7 protein-coding genes and 1 pseudogene are annotated in these 16593 nt (G+C 75.4%); 7 read left to right on the top strand and 1 reads right to left on the bottom strand.

Going from position 1 to position 16593, the window contains the following annotated elements; translation table 11 throughout:
- The first annotated feature begins 51 nt into the window (after positions 1–51).
- The 7 genes and pseudogenes from ACOTKD_RS03170 to ACOTKD_RS03140 form a co-directional block, all read left to right on the top strand.
- Complete coding sequence (locus ACOTKD_RS03170; RefSeq protein WP_424887269.1) at positions 52–771, top strand: NADPH-dependent F420 reductase; 720 nt, start codon at positions 52–54, stop codon at positions 769–771.
- A 225-nt stretch (positions 772–996) separates the two neighbouring features.
- On the top strand, positions 997–1386 hold the full coding sequence (locus tag ACOTKD_RS03165; protein ID WP_424887268.1) for a cupin domain-containing protein: 390 nt from the start codon (positions 997–999) through the stop codon (positions 1384–1386).
- Between the two features lie 128 nt (positions 1387–1514).
- A complete protein-coding gene (locus tag ACOTKD_RS03160) occupies positions 1515–8753 on the top strand; it encodes an SDR family NAD(P)-dependent oxidoreductase (protein ID WP_424887267.1) in 7239 nt (2412 codons plus the stop codon).
- Positions 8750–13201: a beta-ketoacyl synthase N-terminal-like domain-containing protein gene (locus ACOTKD_RS03155; protein WP_424887266.1), complete on the top strand. Its 4452-nt coding sequence runs from the start codon at positions 8750–8752 to the stop codon at positions 13199–13201. Before ACOTKD_RS03160 ends, ACOTKD_RS03155 begins: the two co-directional genes overlap by 4 nt.
- Positions 13198–13494 carry an acyl carrier protein gene (locus ACOTKD_RS03150; protein WP_424887265.1) on the top strand — a complete coding sequence of 99 codons (297 nt, stop codon included), beginning with the start codon at positions 13198–13200 and terminating at the stop codon, positions 13492–13494. The genes ACOTKD_RS03155 and ACOTKD_RS03150 overlap by 4 nt, the downstream gene beginning before the upstream one ends.
- Positions 13491–14306 carry an alpha/beta fold hydrolase gene (locus ACOTKD_RS03145; RefSeq protein WP_424887264.1) on the top strand — a complete coding sequence of 272 codons (816 nt, stop codon included), beginning with the start codon at positions 13491–13493 and terminating at the stop codon, positions 14304–14306. The genes ACOTKD_RS03150 and ACOTKD_RS03145 overlap by 4 nt, the downstream gene beginning before the upstream one ends.
- Positions 14303–15379, top strand: a pseudogene (locus tag ACOTKD_RS03140) (glycosyltransferase); the annotation flags it as partial. The gene ACOTKD_RS03145 and the pseudogene ACOTKD_RS03140, both read left to right, overlap by 4 nt.
- A 93-nt stretch (positions 15380–15472) precedes the next feature.
- Here the strand turns inward: ACOTKD_RS03140 and ACOTKD_RS03135 are convergent.
- Positions 15473–16549: a class I SAM-dependent methyltransferase gene (locus ACOTKD_RS03135; RefSeq protein WP_424887263.1), complete on the bottom strand. Its 1077-nt coding sequence runs from the start codon at positions 16547–16549 to the stop codon at positions 15473–15475.
- Positions 16550–16593: the final 44 nt, after the last annotated feature.

The following is a 16593-nucleotide window of genomic DNA, read 5'->3' as shown; positions in this document are numbered from 1 at the left end:
AAACCGCTCTACGGTGGATCTGTCCGCACGGAGCAAAACGGGAGATTCACCATGAAAATTGCTGTTCTCGGTACCGGTGGCGGTGCCCGCGCCCACATCGCCAAGCTCGCCGAACTCGGCCACGAGGTCCACGTCGGCACCCGCGACCCGGAGGCCACGCTGGCCCGCACCGAGCCCGACATGATGGGCACCCCGCCCTTCGCCCGGTTCCTCGCCGAGCACCCCGGCATCACGCTGCACACCTTCGGGGACGCCGCGGCCGCCTCCGACGGCCTGGTGATCAACGGCATCGACGGCCACAACGCCGTGGCGGCCCTGTCCGCCATCGCCGATGAGCTCGCGGGCAAGACCCTGATCGACTACGCCGTCCCGTACGTCTACCGGCACGAGCCGGAGCACCCCTGGACCGCGCCGTGGGGGATCATGCCGAAGCTGGAGCCGGTGGACACCGACAGCCTCGGCGAGCAGATCCAGCGCGCCCTGCCCCGGACCGAGGTCGTGAAGTCCTTCGTCACCCAGGAGCAGAGCACCGTGGTCAACCCGGCGAGCGTGGGCGGCGGCGACCACACCATGTTCGTGGCCGGTGCGGACGCCGACGCCAAGCAGCAGGTCACCGAGCTGCTCAAGGCGTACGGCTGGAGCGACGTCCTCGACCTCGGCCCCCTCGTCGCCGCGCGCGGCATGGAGATGTACGCGCACATGCACTCCGCCATCGGCTTCGGACTGGGTCACCGGTTCGGCGGCCACTTCGGCATCAAGGTCGTCCGCTGACCCGCGCGACCCGCACGCGCCGTCCGCCTGCCCGTACGCAAGGGTCCTGCTCGACCCCTCCGGCCGGCCCTTCTGCATCCACGGCACCTACTGACACCCGCAGCGCGCGTGGCCCGCGCGGCGTACATCGCCGGCCTCCCCCGCGCCACCGCCGTGCGGCGCCGCGCCCGCCCCGGCCGACCGGCACCCCTTCACCCGGCGGGACGCCGTTCGTACCCTGGCGGGATGGCAGCGGACTTCGCAACATCACGGATCGCCGACGCGGTCGAGATCACCGCGCCGGACGGTGCCACCGTCCGGCCCTTGTGCTCCTTGCCCGGGACGGCGAGCTCCGCACAGTTCGAACTCGGGCCGCAGCAGGTCTCCAAGGCCGTGTCCCACGCCGGTGTCGAAGAGATCTGGTTCGTCACGGCCGGATCCGGCGAGATGTGGAGGCGACAGGGCGGCAGGGAAGAGGCCACGGTGCTGGAGCCGGGGGTCTGTCTGACCATCCCCCTCGGGACCACGTTCCAGTTCAGGGCAGGGACCGGCGGTCTGCGGGCCGTCGCGGTGACGATCCCGCCGTGGCCGGACGGGAACCAGGACGAAGCAAGGAGCGAAACGGGGCGCTGGTGACCTTCGCGGGCCGGCGTACGAGTGAGCGCACCGCTCCTCCATAGGGTGAACTCGCCTGATCTTCATCGCACTTGATCGCCCCCGCTCGGCATCATGTTGTCCGGTTATCCGGCGAGAGAGGGGCTCCCTTGGCGGCCTGGGCGCGCTCAGTCATCGGCATCGGCCCCTTCGGGGAGCCGGACGTACGACTCGCCGCCGCCGTCAGCAGAGCCGGTGGGCTCGGCGTCGTCGACCTCGGAGCGGGCCGCGCACCCGCACGGGACGCCCTCGGCCTCGCCCGGGCCTGGACTCCCGGCGCCTTCGGCGTCCGCGTGCCCGCCGGCTGCACCCTCCCGCCCGAGGAGCTGTACGCCTCCGGCGCCCCCGGCCCGCACGCCGTGCTGCTCGCCCCCGGCTCCCCGTGGGCCGCCGGCCGGTACCGGAGCGGCACGGTCATCGCCGAGGTGCGCAGCCTGCATGAGGCCCGTACGGCCGTGGACGCCGGCGCGGCGGGCGTCGTCGCCCGCGGCAGCGAGTGCGGCGGCCCGGCCGGCGAGCTGTCCACGTACGTGCTGCTCCAGCAGCTCCTCGCCGACGGCCGGGTGACCGTTCCCGTCTGGGCCTGCGGCGGCATCGGACCGCACACGGCCCCCGCCGCGGTGATCGCGGGCGCCGCCGGAGTCGTCCTCGACGTTCAGCTCGCCCTCCTCGGCGAGGCGGACACTCCGCCCGGCATCGCCGCCGCCCTGCGCATCATGGACGGCTCGGAAACCCGTACCGAGGGCGGATACCGCACCCTGGACCCCCGGCGGCCCGGCCTGCCGGCGGCCCTGCACGGCCGGCCGCTGCCGCTCGGCCAGGACGCCTTCCTCGCCCGTCGCTTCGCGCAGGAGTACCGGACGGCGGCCGCTGCCGTCCGGGCCGTCCGTGAGGGCATCGACCGGGCCGTGGCCGACCGGCGCGCCCCGGACGCGCTGCGCCCCGGCTCGCCGATGAGCCGTGTCCTCGGCACCCGGCTGCCCGTCGCCCAAGGACCGATGACCCGGGTCAGCGACCAGGCCGGGTTCGCGGCCGCCGTCGCCGACGCGGGCGGGCTGCCGTTCCTCGCCCTGGCGCTCGCCGGTGCCGAACGCACCCGGGCCCTGCTGGCAGAGACCCGCGCCGCACTGGGGGAGCGCCCCTGGGGCGTCGGCATCCTCGGCTTCGCGCCCGAGGACGTCCGCGCGGCCCAGCTCGCGGCCGTACGGGAACGCCGCCCCACCCACGCGATCATCGCCGGCGGCCGGCCCGCCCAGGCCGCGGCCCTCGAAGAACACGGCATCCGTACGTTCCTGCACGTGCCCTCGCCCGGCCTGCTGGAACAGTTCCTCACGCAAGGCGCCCGGCGCTTCGTCTTCGAAGGCGCCGAGTGCGGCGGCCACATCGGACCGCGCAACAGCTTCCCTCTCTGGGAGGCCCAGCTCGCCGTCCTGAACGACTTCCTGGACGCCCATCCGGACGGGCCGCACCCCGAAGTCCTCTTCGCCGGCGGCGTCCACGACGAGCGCTCCGCCGCCATGGTCGCCGCACTCGCCTCCGGCATCGCCGCGCGGGGCGCCGCCACCGGCGTCCTCATGGGCACCGCCTACCTCTTCACCGACGAAGCCGTCGCCCACGGCGCCATCCGCCCCGTCTACCAGCGACAGGCGCTCGCGGCCGAGCGGACCGCCGTCCTGCGCACCGGCCCCGGACAGGCGACCCGCTGCCTGCCCAGCCCCTTCTGCCGTACCCACCAAGCCGTCCAGGACGAACTGAAGCAGCGCGGCGTCCCCGACCGGCAGGCCCGGGAAGAACTGGAGCGCCTGCACCTCGGGCGGCTGCGCATCGCCGGCAAGGGCATCGAGCGCGTCGGCGACGCCCTGACCGGCGTCGACGAGCGACGACAGCTCGCCGAAGGCCTGTTCATGGCCGGCGAAGCGGCCGTACTGCGCACCGCCACCACCGGCATCGCCGCACTCCACCGGCAAGTGAGCGAGGGAGCGGCCGGGTTCTACGAGCGCCGCGCCACCGCACTGCGGCCGGATTCCACCGGGAGCGGGAGCCGGCCGGTGCCCGCGCCGCTCGGCATCGCCGTCGTCGGCATGGCCGGCATGTTCCCGAACGCGCCCGACCTGCCCGCCTTCTGGGCCGACGTGCTCGCCGGCGTCGACGCCGTCACCGAGGTCCCGCCCGAACGCTGGGACACCTCCCTCCACCACGGACAGCAGGCCGCCGCCCACGACGTGTCGGCCTCCAAATGGGGCGGCTTCCTGCCCCGGATCCCCTTCGACCCACTGCGGTACGGCATCCCCCCGGCCTCCCTGCCCGCGATCGACCCCGCCCAGCTGCTGGCACTGGAAGCCGCCGGACGGGCACTGGCCGACGCCGGCTACGACCGCCGGGACTTCCCGCGCGACCGCACCTGCGTGATCTTCGGCGCCGAGACGGGCAGCGACACCACCGACGCGGTGACCGTGCGCACCGTCCTGCCCTCCTACCTCGGCCGTCTCCCGGAAGAACTGGCCGCGCAGCTTCCCCCGCTGACCGAGGACTCCTTCCCGGGCATGCTCGCGAACGTCATCTCGGGCCGGATCGCCAACCGCTTCGGCCTCGGCGGCGCGAACTACACGGTGGACGCCGCCTGCGCCTCTTCCCTGGCAGCCGTCGACGCCGCCTGCAAGGAACTGCGGGCCGGAAACGCCGACCTCGCCCTGTGCGGCGGCGCCGACCTGCACAACGGCATCAAGGACTACCTGCTCTTCTCCTCGGTGCACGCCCTTTCGCCGACCGGCCGCTGCCGCCCCTTCGACGCGGACGCCGACGGCATCGCGCTCGGCGAGGGCATCGCCTGCGTGGTCCTCAAACGACTCGCCGACGCCGAGCGCGACGGCGACCGCGTGTACGCCGTCATCGAGGCCGTCGGCAGCTCCGGCGACGGACGCTCGCTCGGGCTGACCGCACCCCGCCGCGAGGGACAGCGGACCGCGCTGGAGCGGGCCTACACCCAGGCCCGTATCCCGCCCGCCGACGTGGGGCTCGTCGAAGCCCACGGCACGGGCACGGTGGTCGGCGACCGCACCGAACTGACCGCGCTCACCGACGTGTTCGCAGCGGCGGGCGCGGCTCCGGGCGCATGCGTCCTGGGCTCGGTCAAATCCCAGATCGGGCACACCAAGTGCGCCGCCGGCCTGGCCGGTCTCATCAAGGCGGCCCTCGCCGTGTACACGGGCGTACGGCCGCCGACCCTGCACCTGAACCGGCCCAACCCCGTCTGGCAGCCGGACGAGAGCCCGTTCGTCTTCCACGACAAGGCTCTGCCGTGGGCCGCCGGGCGGCGGGTCGCGGGCGTCAGCGCGTTCGGCTTCGGCGGCACGAACTTCCACGTGGTGCTGCGAAACCGTGCGGAAGCCCCGCCACCGCGGTGGGGCCACGACGCCTGGCCTGCGGAACTCCTCGTCCTGCGGTCCGCGGACGACGCCCGCGAGCTGCTGCGGCTGACCGGGATCAACGACCGGGCCGGGCGCCCGTGGCGGCTGCGCGACTTCGCCCTGACCGCCGCGCGGCGCACCGGCGCGGGCCGGGCCGGCGCGGCCGTGGTGGCGCCGTCGCTCGACGCACTGCCGCAGCTGCTGCAGGCGGTCGTGGCGGGGGAGGCGGGGCCGGGAGTGTTCCTCGCGGAAGGCGGCCCCGCTCCGGCCGAACGGTACGGGACGGTGGACGCGCCGCCGGGCGACGAAGGCGACCAGGGCGTCGAGGGCGGCGCGGCCGGTCGCACCGCCGCCCCGGGCGCCGTTCCCGCCCCGGGCGGCAAGGTTGCCGTCCTCTTCCCCGGCCAGGGCAGCCAGCGGCCCGGCATGCTCGGCGAGCTCTTCACCGCGTTCCCCGGAACGCAGCGCCGTCTGCGCCCGGCCCCGGCCGACGTGATGTTCCCGCCCGCCGCCTTCGACGCCGGGACCCGGCAGGCGCAGCGGGCCCGGCTCGCCGACACCCGGCACGCCCAGCCCGCCCTCGCGGCGGTCTCCTCGGCCGCCTACGACGTGCTCAGCTCGCTCGGCGTACGCGCCGACATGACGGCCGGCCACTCCTACGGTGAGCTGGTCGCCCTCGGCGCAGCGGGCGCCCTCCCCCCGGACGCCGTGGCGGAGCTCAGCGCCGCCCGCGCCGAGGCCGTCGCCGAGGCGGCGGAGGGCGAACCCGGCGCCATGGCCGCCCTCGCCGCGGCACCGGACAAGGCCGAGGTGCTGCTCTCCTCGGCCGGGCTGGCCGGCCGGGTGGTCGTCGCCTGCCACAACGCCCCCGCGCAGAGCGTCGTCTCGGGGCCCGAGGCGGATGTCGAACGGGCCCTCGCCGCCGCGGCGGACGCCGGCATCGACGCGTGGCGCCTCCCCGCCCCGTGCGCGTTCCACAGCCCGCTCGTCGCGGGGGCCGCCGAACGGTTCGCCGAGGCGCTGGCCGGCTGCCCGGTCCGTACACCCGACGTCCCGGTGTGGTCCAACACGACGGCGGACCGCTACGGCCCCGACCCCGCGGACGTTCGGGAGCTGCTCGCCGCGCAGATCGCCGCGCCCGTGCGGTTCTGCGAGCAGATCGAGGCGATGTACGCGGCCGGGGCGCGCGTCTTCGTGGAGGCCGGTCCCGGCACCGTGCTCACCGGACTGGTCCGGAGCATCCTCGGGGACCGGCCGCACATCGCCGTCCCCTTCGAACCGTCCCCGGACGCCGGGCTGGCCGGGCACCTGCAGGCGCTGGCCCGGCTCGCCGTGGCCGGCGTGCCGGTGGAGGCGGAGCGGCTGTTCGCCGGGCGCGACGCGGCCGTCGCCGACCCGGAGGCGGTCCCGGCCGCGCCGGGCTGGACGGTCGACGGCCGGCTCGTCCGCACCGCCGACGGGGAACCACCGGCCTGCGGGCTGGGACCGGCCCGCAGGATCGGGCCTCTCGCACTGCCCGGCGCACGAGCGGACGGCAGCGGCGACCGGCCCGACCTGCTGGTCGAATTCCTCCGCAGCAGCCGCGAGATGGTGGCGGCACAGCGGGACGTCCTGCTGGCGTACTTCGGCACCGGGAGCGCTCCCACGGCGCCGGCGAACGTGCCGGAGCCGCGGCCCGCCTCCGGCCCGGGACATGCGGGCCCCCTTACCGGGCCGAGGGCCGGGGACCCCGCCGCCGTGCCGGACGTGCTGGGCACGGTGCGGGCGGTGATCAGCGAACGCACGGGCTACCCCGTGGACCTGGTCGAGCCCGACCTCGACCTGGAGGCCGACCTGAGCATCGACTCGATCAAACGGACCGAGATCGTCGGGGAGCTCGGTCGGCGGCTCGCCGGAGTGGCGGGACAGACTCCGGGAGCGTGGGCGGACACCAGGCTGGAAGAGCTCCTCCAGGCCCGCACGGCCGCGGCACTCGCGGAGCGGCTGACGGCCCCCGATCCCCGCGAGGCCACGGGGCCCACGCCCCAGCGGGCTCCGCTGCGCGAGGGCTTCCCGGAGGGGAGCCTGCCGCGCGACGTCGCTGCGGAGGGTTCGCTGGGTGGTGTCTCTGCGGAGGGCCTGCTGCGCGACGCCTTTCTGGACGAGAACCCGTTGCGCGAGGTTCCTCGGGAGTGTGCGCAGCATGGGGTTCCTTCGGAGGACCGGCTGGGTGGTGTCTCTGCGGAGGGCCGGTTGGGCGACGTCTTCCTGGACGAGAACCCGCTGCGCGACGTCCCTTCGGAGTGCTCGCAGCGCGACGTTCCTTCGGAGGGCCCGCGAGGTGGTGTCTCTGCGGAGGGCCCGCTGCGCGACGCCTTCCCGGACGAGAAGCTACTGCGCGACGTCCCATCGGAGGGCCCGCCGGGTGGTGTCCCCGCCGAGGGCCCGCTGCGCGACGTCGTCCCGGGACAGGGCCCGAGCCGCATCGCCCTTGCGGAGGGGCGCGCCCACGGCGTCCCCGCGGCCGCCGCCCCCGAGCGCTACCTGCTGCGGGAAGTGCCGCTCGCCCCCGCCCCCGCCCCTTCGCCGGGCGACACGGCCCTGCACGGTCGGCGCTTCCTCGTCGTCGGAGAGGACACGCCCCTCGTCCGGGCCGTCGTCGACCGTCTCGGTGCTCTCGGGGCCGTCTCCGTTCGGGCCGACGACGGCACGGACGTTCCCCCCGGCCCTCTCGACGGTGCTGTCCACCTCGCCGCGCTCGCCCAGGACGGGGGGCCGTTGCTCCCCGCCGGATTCCCCTGGTTCCAGGCCGTGCTGCGGCGCGCCCCGAAGTGGTTGCTGTGCGCCCGGCCGGACGAGGAGCACAGTGACACGGCAGGGCTGGGCGGGTTCTTCCGGACCGTCGCCCGCGAATACCCCGGCACCCTCGCCCGCGTGGTCTCCCTGGCCTCCGACCGCCCGGCCGCCGTCCTCGCCGACGGCATCGTGGGTGAGCTCCTCGCCCCGGACCGGGCCCCGGTGGTCCGGCACGCCGCCGACGGGACCCGATGGGGCGGCGAGCCGTACCGGGCCCCGCTCGTGCCGTGCGACGGCGCCGACGCGCTCGCCGCCGGGCTCGGGCCCGGGACCGTCGCCGTCCTCGCCGGCGGCGCCCGGGGCATCACGGCCCGCATCGCGGTGGCCCTGGCCGGGGCCGGCTGCCGCGTCGAGCTCCTCGGCCGTACGGAACCGCCCGGCGCCCCCGAACCGCCCGACCTCGCGGGCGCCGTGGACAAGGCGGCCCTGTGCGCCGCGCTCGCCGCGCGCGGCCGGCGCGCGCTCGGCGACATCGAACGCGAGGCCCACCGCATGCTCGCCCGGCGCGAAGTCGCCGCCACCCTCGCGGAGATCGAAGCCGTCGGCGGACGGGCGCGCTACCACCGCCTCGACCTGCGTGACGCGGAGGCCGTGCGCCGCGTCGTCGAGGACGTTCGCATCGACGCCGGCCGCATCGACGCCGTCGTGCACGCGGCGGGCGTCGTCGAGGACCGGCTGCTCGCGGACAAGGAGCCCGGCTCCTTCGACCGCGTCCACGGCACCAAGGTGGACGGCGCCCGCGCCCTGCTCGCCGCACTGCGCGGCCTGCCCGGACCCCCGCCGCTGACCGTGCTCTTCGGCTCGGTCGCCGCCGTCCTCGGCAACCGCGGCCAGAGCGACTACAGCGCCGCCAACGACGCCCTCGCCACCCTCGGCCGGCAGTGGCGCCGGACCACGGGAAGCCGCACCCTGACCGTCCACTGGGGCCCATGGGCGCCCGGCCCGCGCCACCCCGGCATGGTCGGCCCGGAGCTCGCCCGCGAACTCGCCCGGCGAGGCCTCGCCCTGATCGACCCGGAGGAAGGCGTACGGGCGCTGTTCCGCGAACTCGCCCACGGCGACCCGGACACCGACGAGGTCGTGCTCACCGCGGGGCGGCTGCCGTGACGGCGGGGCGCGAGCCCGTCGCCATCGTCGGCATGGCCGTCACCCTGCCCGGCGCAGCCGACCTGGACACGTACTGGCGCAACATCACCGGCGGCGTCGACGCCATCACCGACGTCCCGCCCGGACGCCTGGACCCCGAATGCCACCGGCCCGACGCCGTCTACTGCCGCCGCGGCGGCTTCGTCGACGGCCTCGCCGACTTCGACCCGGCCGCCTTCGGCATCATGCCGGCGGCGGTCCGCACCACCGAACCCGACCAGCTGATCGCCCTGCGCACCGCCGCCGCGGCCGTCGCCGACGCGGGCGGGGCCCTGCCCGCGGACCGCTCCCGCATCGGCGTCGTCCTCGGCCGCGGCGGCTACCTCACCGCCGGACTGGCCCGCCTGGACCAGCGGGTGCGCACCTCGTCCCAGCTGATCCGCACGGTGCGGGAAGTGCTGCCCGAACTGGACGGGGAACGGCTCGACCGGCTGCGCGCGGCCTTCCTCGACGCGCTCGGCCCGCACAGCCCCGAGTCCGTGATCGGCCTCGTCCCCAACTTCGCGGCCTCCCGCGTCGCCAACCGCCTCGACCTGCGCGGCCCCGCCTACACCGTCGACGCGGCCTGCGCCTCCTCCCTGGTCGCCGTGGATCACGCCGTGAAGGAGCTGGAGGGCGGCCGGTGTGACGTGATGCTGGCGGGCGGCGTGCACCACTGCCACGACATCACGCTGTGGAGCGTCTTCGCGGAGCTGCGCGCCCTGTCGCCGACCCAGCGCATCCGGCCCTTCCACCGGGACGCGGACGGCGTGCTCCTCGGGGAGGGCACGGGCGTCCTGGTGCTCAAGCGGCTCGCCGACGCGCGGCGGGACGGGGACCGGGTCTACGCGCTCGTCCGCGCAGTGGGGGTCGCGGCCGACGGGCGCGCCGCCTCCCTGGTCACCCCCGACCCCGCGGGCCAGGCGCGCGCGGTGCGGCTCGCCTGGGCGGCGGCCGGCCTGGACCCCGCCGCCCCGGACGCGCTCGGACTCCTGGAGGCCCACGGCACGGGCACGCCCCGCGGTGACCGGGCCGAGATGGCCGTGCTGGCCGAGGTGTTCGGCCGGGGCACCGGGCCGGACGCCGTCGTCGGCTCGGTGAAGTCGATGATCGGGCACGCGATGCCCGCGGCGGGCGCGGCGGGCTTGATCAAGGCGGCCCTGGCGATCCACCACGGTGTCCTGCCCCCGACCCTGCACTGCGACGTGCCGCACCCCGCGCTCCTGGACACCCGCTTCCGCCCGGCGCGCACCGCCCGCCCCTGGGAGGCCGACGTACGGCGGGCCGCGGTCAATGCGTTCGGCTTCGGCGGCATCAACGCCCATGCGGTGCTGGAGGGACTGCCGCCCGTGCCGACTGCGGTCCGTGCCACGCGCGTGCCCGCGGTCCGTCCGACGCCCAGGCCGCGGGCCGAAGTCACCGAACACGAACCGCTGCTGCGCCTCGCGGCCCCCGGTCCCGAGGGCCTGGCCGAGCTGCTCGACGCCGACGACACGGACCTGCGCGGCGCGGGGGAGCGCGGGCGGGGACCGGCCAGGCTGGCGATCGCCGGTCCGGACGCCCGGAAACTCGCCCTGGCCCGCAAGGCAGTCGCCCGGGGGCGGCTGTGGGGCGGGCGCGGCGACGTGTGGTTCGCGCCGGCCCCGCTCCTCGGGAGCGGCGGCGGACGCACCGCGTTCCTGTTCCCCGGCCTGGAGGCCGGATCCGCTCCCCGGGGGGACGACGTCGCCGCCCCCTCCGGGCCGGAGCCGCTCCCGGAGCGGCGGGCGCGGGCCGGGGACCTCGCCGGTCGCACCGTCGCCCTCATCAGCACCGGCAGACTGCTCGCGACCGCCCTGGACCGCATCGCCGTCCGGCCGGACGCGCTCGCGGGCCACAGTGCGGGCGAATGGACCGCGATGGCCGTGGCCGGGATGTTCGGGTCGGGCGATCCGGGGGAATCGCTGGCCGAGGCCGTCGTGCGGCGGATGCGGCTGCCCCCGCTGGCCTTCCTGGTCCTGGGAACCTCCGCCGCACGGGCCGGGCAGGTGCTGACCGGCCATCCCGGTGTCGCCCTCTCCCACGACGACGCCCCGCACCAGTGCGTCGTCTGCGGTCCGAGGGAACAGATCGAAGCACTCGCGGCCCGCCTGCGCGGCGAAGGCGTCCTCGGCCGCGTCCTGCCCTTCGAATCGGGCTTCCACACTCCCATGCTGGCCCCGCACCTCAACCCCCTCCGGGAGCTGGTGCGCCACGCCGTCGTGCGCGCCGCGAGGACACCGGTGTGGTCGGGCACGGTGGCGGCCCCCTTCCCGGACGACGAGGCCGGCATCCGGGAGCTGTTCTTCCGCCACCTCCTCGAACCGGTCCGCTTCCGGCAGCTGACCGAGTCGCTGTACGGGGCGGGCTTCCGGGCCTTCGTCCAGCTCGGCGCCGGCCAGCTCCCCGCACTGGTCGGCGACACCCTGGGGAGCCGCCCGCACATGGCCGTCACCGCCGACTCGCCGCGCCGCGACGGCCCGTCCCAGCTCGGCCGGGTCGCCCTGGGCCTCTGGGCGCTCGGCGCAGAGCCGGACTTCACGGCACTCGGAGCACCCCGGACGACGATGAGCATCGACCTCGGCGCGGGGCCGGTCTCGCTGGAGCCGGCCGCCCGCGAACGGCTGCGCGCCCTGCTGAGCAGTCAGCGTCCGCCCGGCGAGAACCGGAAGGGGCAGGACCCGGGCGGGCGGGAGGCAACCGACGCGGCCCCGCTGCGTGCCCTCGCCCGCCGCATCCCGGCCGCCGCCGAACTGGACGCGCTGATCACCGAGACGGCCGCTGCAGCGGCCACCCTCTTCGCCGCCGCCGAGTCCTCCGCCCGGCCCGTTCACCGAACCGCCGTGACGGCCTCCCGGACCCTCGTGAAGACCGTGGAGGTCGGCGTGGCCCGCATGCCGTACCTCCTCGACCACTGCTTCTACCGGCAGCGCCCCGGCTGGCCCGACCTCGCCGACCGCCGGCCCGTCGTCCCCGCCACCACGATCGTCCAGCACATGATGGACGCCGCCGGCGCCGCCGGCACACCCGTCGCCGTACGGGACGCCCGCTTCCTCGCATGGGCCGTCGCCGCGCCGCCGGTCACCGTGCAGCTCACGCTGACCGGTGGGCGGGACCGCAGACACCGGGTCGAGTTCGGCCGGTACGCGCGCGCCTACGTGCAGGTCGCCGGCGACTATCCCGCACCGCCGGCTCCTTGGGCCTGCGACCGGCCCGAGAGACCGCCCGCGGTCTCCGCCCGGGAGATGTACGAGAAACGGTGGATGTTCCACGGTCCGCGCTTCCAAGGGGTCACCGCCATCACCGCGCTCGGCGAGCGGCACGTCCGGGGAGTGCTCACGGCCCCCGGCACCCCCGGCGCTCTCCTCGACAGCGCCGGGCAACTGCTCGGCTACTGGCTGATGGCGACCCGTACCGAACGCCTCGTGATGCTCCCCGTGAGCATCCGGCAGGCCGACTTCTACGGTCCGCCCCCCGCCCCCGGTTCCCGCGTCGGGTGCCACATCCGGATCACCGGGCTCGACGCGACCACCTTGGAGGGTGACGTCCAGCTCACGCACGACGGCCGCGTGTGGGCCGAGATCCGCGGCTGGCGGGACCGCCGGTTCGACGCGGCACCCGAGTCGGTCGCGGCCGATCGCCACCCGGAGCGGTGCCCCCTCTCCGCCCGGCAGCCGGGCGGCTGGCAGCTCCTCTTCGACCACTGGCCCGACCCGGCCTCCTGGGACCTGATGATGCACGGCCAGCTCGCCGGGGAGGAGCGGGCCGAGTACGCGCGGCGTCCGCCGCGCGGCAGGCGGGCATGGCTGCTCGGCCGGATCGCCGCCAAGGACGCGGTGCGCCGCCATCTCTGGGACCGGGGCGCGGGGCCGGTCTTCCCCGGCGAGGTCCGGGTGCGCAACGAGCCCGGCGGCCGCCCCCGCCCGGAAGGCGTGCACGGACGCGAGCTGCCCCCGCTGGAACTGTCCCTCGCGCACTGCCGGGAGGCGGCCGTCGCACTCGTCCGGCCCGGCGGCACACCCGCCGGCATCGACGTCGAGGAGATCACCGACCGGCCGGACACCACCGTCGCGATGGTGCTGGACACCGGCGAGCACGCCCTCTTCGAGCGGCTCGGCGCCGGGCCGGAGACATTGACCCGGTTCTGGGCGGCCAAGGAGGCGGCGGCCAAGGCCGAGGGGACGGGACTGCGCGGCAATCCCCGCGGCTTCGTCGTGACGACGGCCGCGGGCCCGGGGGACGCGGACGCCTTCGACGTCCGTACGCCGTCGGGCCGTTCCCACCCCGTCCGCCTCACGCGAATCAGTAACCCGCCCGGACTGCCGCCGCGGGACTACATCGTCGCCTGGACCGGCGAAGACAGCGGACACGTCAGCCGGGACCCGGCATCCGAGAAAGGGCAGCAGCCATGACCAATTGCGTGGAAGAAGCCGGTGAGGCCACCGTACTGGCCCGGATCACGGAGGCCCTGGGCACCGTTCTCGGTGACGGTGTGCTGGACCCCGGAGCCGTCACGATGGAGACCCGCTTCGTAGAGGATCTGGACCTGGAGTCCATCGACCTGGTCGTCCTCACCGGCGAGCTGCGCGCAGCCTACGGGGACCGCGTGGACTTCCCGGGCTACTTCGCCTCCCTCGACCTCTCCGAGATCATCGGTCTCACGGTCGGACACCTGGTGCGCCATGTCGTGAAGTCCCTGCGGTGACGTCACTCCAGGCCGGGCGGGTCCGGCTGAACGCCGAGCGGCTGGGCGACCCCTGTGACCCGGGGCGGGCGCCCGTAGTGCTCGTCCACGGCCTGGGCCCCGACAGTCTGGCCGGCTACTACTTCACCGTCGCCGCCGGGATCGCGGCCGCCGGACACGGCGTCGTGATGTACGACCAGCGGGGTCACGGGCGCAGCGAAAGGCCGGCCACCGGCTACCGCTTGGAGGACTTCACCGCTGATCTCCGCAACCTCCTCGACGTCCTCGGCATCCACCGTCCCGTCGACCTCGTCGGGAACAGCTTCGGCGGAGCGGTCGCGCTCGACTTCGCCGTACGCCACCCGCACCGCGTCTCCAGGATCGTCCTGATCGAGTCCGCACCGCCCACCGGGGACTGGCCGCAGCGCATGAGCGGGTTCCTCTCCCGCTGCGCGGAGACGTTCCGCGACGCGCGGGCAACCGACCGGATGGAGAAGGACCACGGGTGGTTCGCGGCCCGGCTGGCCCGGCGCGTCCGCCCCTTGCTGGACGAGACCACCCTGATCGAGGACGTCGCTGCCGGCCGCATCCCCGGCGAGGACGGTCTGCGCTCCCTCGCGGTACCGGTCCTCGCCCTCTACGGCGCGGACTCCTCCCTCGCCGCATCGGCCCCGGCTCTGGAGGACCTGCTGCCGCACTGCCGCACCGTCGTCGTTCCCGGTCAGGGACACACCCTGCTCGTCGACGCGCCCCGGACGGTCGGCGCCCTGCTGCTCGACTGGCTGCGCGAGGACGTCAGCCGGCCCGAGCAGCCCTGTATGCGTGCGTCATGAGCCGGTTCCTCTTCGTCGTCCCGCCGCTGACCGGCCACACCAACCCGGCGGCCGCGGTCGCCGCCGAGCTGACCGCGCGCGGCCACCGCGTCGCCTGGGCCGGAGTCCCCGGCCTCGTACGGGAAGCGGCCGGGCCCGGCGCCGACGTGTACCCCTGCGCGCTCCCGGAGGAGCTGCGGCGGCCGCCCGAACTGCGCGGGGCCGCGGCACTGCGCTTCCTGTGGCAGGACGTCCTCGTCCCGCTGGCCGAGGCGATGGCCCCCGGCACGCAGAACGCGGTCCGTGACTTCCGCCCGGATGCCGTCGTCGCCGATCAGCAGGCTCTCGCGGGAGCCCTGGCCGCCGAGCGGCTCGGCGTGTGCTGGGCGACCTCGGCCACCACCCCGGCCGAGGTCGGCGGAGCCCTCGCCGCACTGCCCAAGGCCGAAGAGTGGATCCGTGCCCTGCTGGGGCGGTTGCGCGAGCGGTACGGCGACCCCGGGGCGGCCCACGACCTCCGCTTCTCTCCCGATCTCGTGCTCGCCTACACCGTCGCGGAGCTGGCCGCCGGGCACGCCCCGCGCCCGCAGTTGCGGTGGGTGGGCCCCGCCGTTCCCGCCCGGACCCCGGCCGCGGATCTCCCCCGGGGCTGGCGCGACCGTGCCCGGGCCGCGGTCCTGGTCTCGCTCGGCACCGTCAACACCGACGTCGGCGCCCGCTTCCTCGCCGAGTGCGCCGCGGCCGTACGGGAACGGGCGCATCGCCTGCAGGCCGTGGTCGCGGACCCCGGCGGGTTCCTGGCCGGGACCTCGGACGACACCGTCCTCGCCCTGCCGCGCATCCCTCAACTCGCCCTCCTGCCCGAGGCCTCGGCGATGATCTGCCACGCGGGCCACAACACCGTCGCCGAATCGCTGTGGCACGGCGTCCCGCTCGTCGTCGCCCCCATCCGCGACGACCAGCCCTTCGTAGCCGCCCAGGTCGCGGCGGCCGGGGCGGCGGTACGCGTACGCTTCGGCCGCGCCGACCGCACCGGGCTGGGCGAGGCGCTCGACGCCGTCCTCGGTGAACCGGCGTACCGCGCCGCCGCCCGGCGGCTGCAGGTCCGCCTGCATGCCGCCGGAGGCGCCGGCGCGGCCGCGGATCACCTCGAAGCGCTCGCGGAACGGGCGTGCCCTCGCGGTCGCTCAGTCGCGGCGCGCGAGCAACCGGTAGGCGTTGGAGAATCCGATGCGTCGGACGAGCGGGCTCAGGAGCAGATCGAGACCGTACACCGCGACCACAGCCGGCAGAGCGACCTTCCACATCGCCTCCCGGACGAACCGGGCGGAGGCGGACGGCGGCTGTGGATGCCAAGGGGCGTCGCCTCGGGGCATCAGACGGGAGAGCAGGTACAGGAGAGCGGCCCATAGGTCCACGGGCCGGTGCGCCGCGGAGCGTTCGGTCGCCACGATCGTGAAGCCGCACTCCTCCAGCGCCCGCCGCATGTTGTGCGCGGGCGTCATGTGCAGGTGCTGGGGCTGGAACCACGGCATCCACCAGCGGCCCAGCAGCCTCGCGTACGCCGATTCGGGGTCGGGCACTTCGATGTGGAGTAGCCCCCCGGGACGCAACGCCGTGTGAGCCGCGCGCAGTTGGGCACGGGGGTCAGGGGTGTGCTCCAGGTAGTGGTGCATGGTCACCACGTCGTACGCCTCTGCCAGGGTGGGAGCGAGCTCGGTGAACGACCCGCGCAGGGCCCGCTCGATCCGGCCTTCACGTACGGCGTTCTCCACCCCCTCGCCCTGGTCCAGGCCCTCGAAGACGGTGTCCGGGAAGACCTCCCCGGCCATCTGCGGGAAGTGCCCGTGCCCGGTGCCCACGTCCAGCCAGCGTTCGGGAGAAGCGAACGGCCGCAGTGACCGGGCGACGGCCCGGTGGCGCTTCAGGCTGCGGGAAGCGCCGAGGAGGCTCTGCGCGGTCTCCGCGCCGAGACCGTCGTAACAGTCACGGTAGTAGAACTCCAGTCCCTCGTCGTTGAGTCGCGGGTTCTGGAAGTGGTGGCCGCACGCGCGGCACCGGTCGATGACGAAGGTGCCGGGCTTGTGCTGGAGGAGGTCGGTGGTGCGCACCCGCTCGCGCAAGCGGTCCGACGCGCACCAGGGACAGGTCGTCCGGCGCGGCGCGAAGAACCGCTCCACGCCGGAGGCCAGGTCCTTCTGATAGAGGGGACGGAGGGCAGCGATCTTCTCGGCCGTCTCGGCCTTCTCGGCTCGCGTGGTCACCCTTGGTTTCGTACCGCACCCGAGGCCGCATCGGGTCACTACGG

Source organism: Streptomyces sp. XH2 (assembly GCF_049725035.1).
Classification (GTDB): Bacteria; Actinomycetota; Actinomycetes; order Streptomycetales; family Streptomycetaceae; genus Streptomyces; species Streptomyces roseoverticillatus.
The sequence above is the reverse complement of the archived record's forward strand: the minus strand, read 5'-3'. Positions and strand labels throughout refer to the sequence as shown.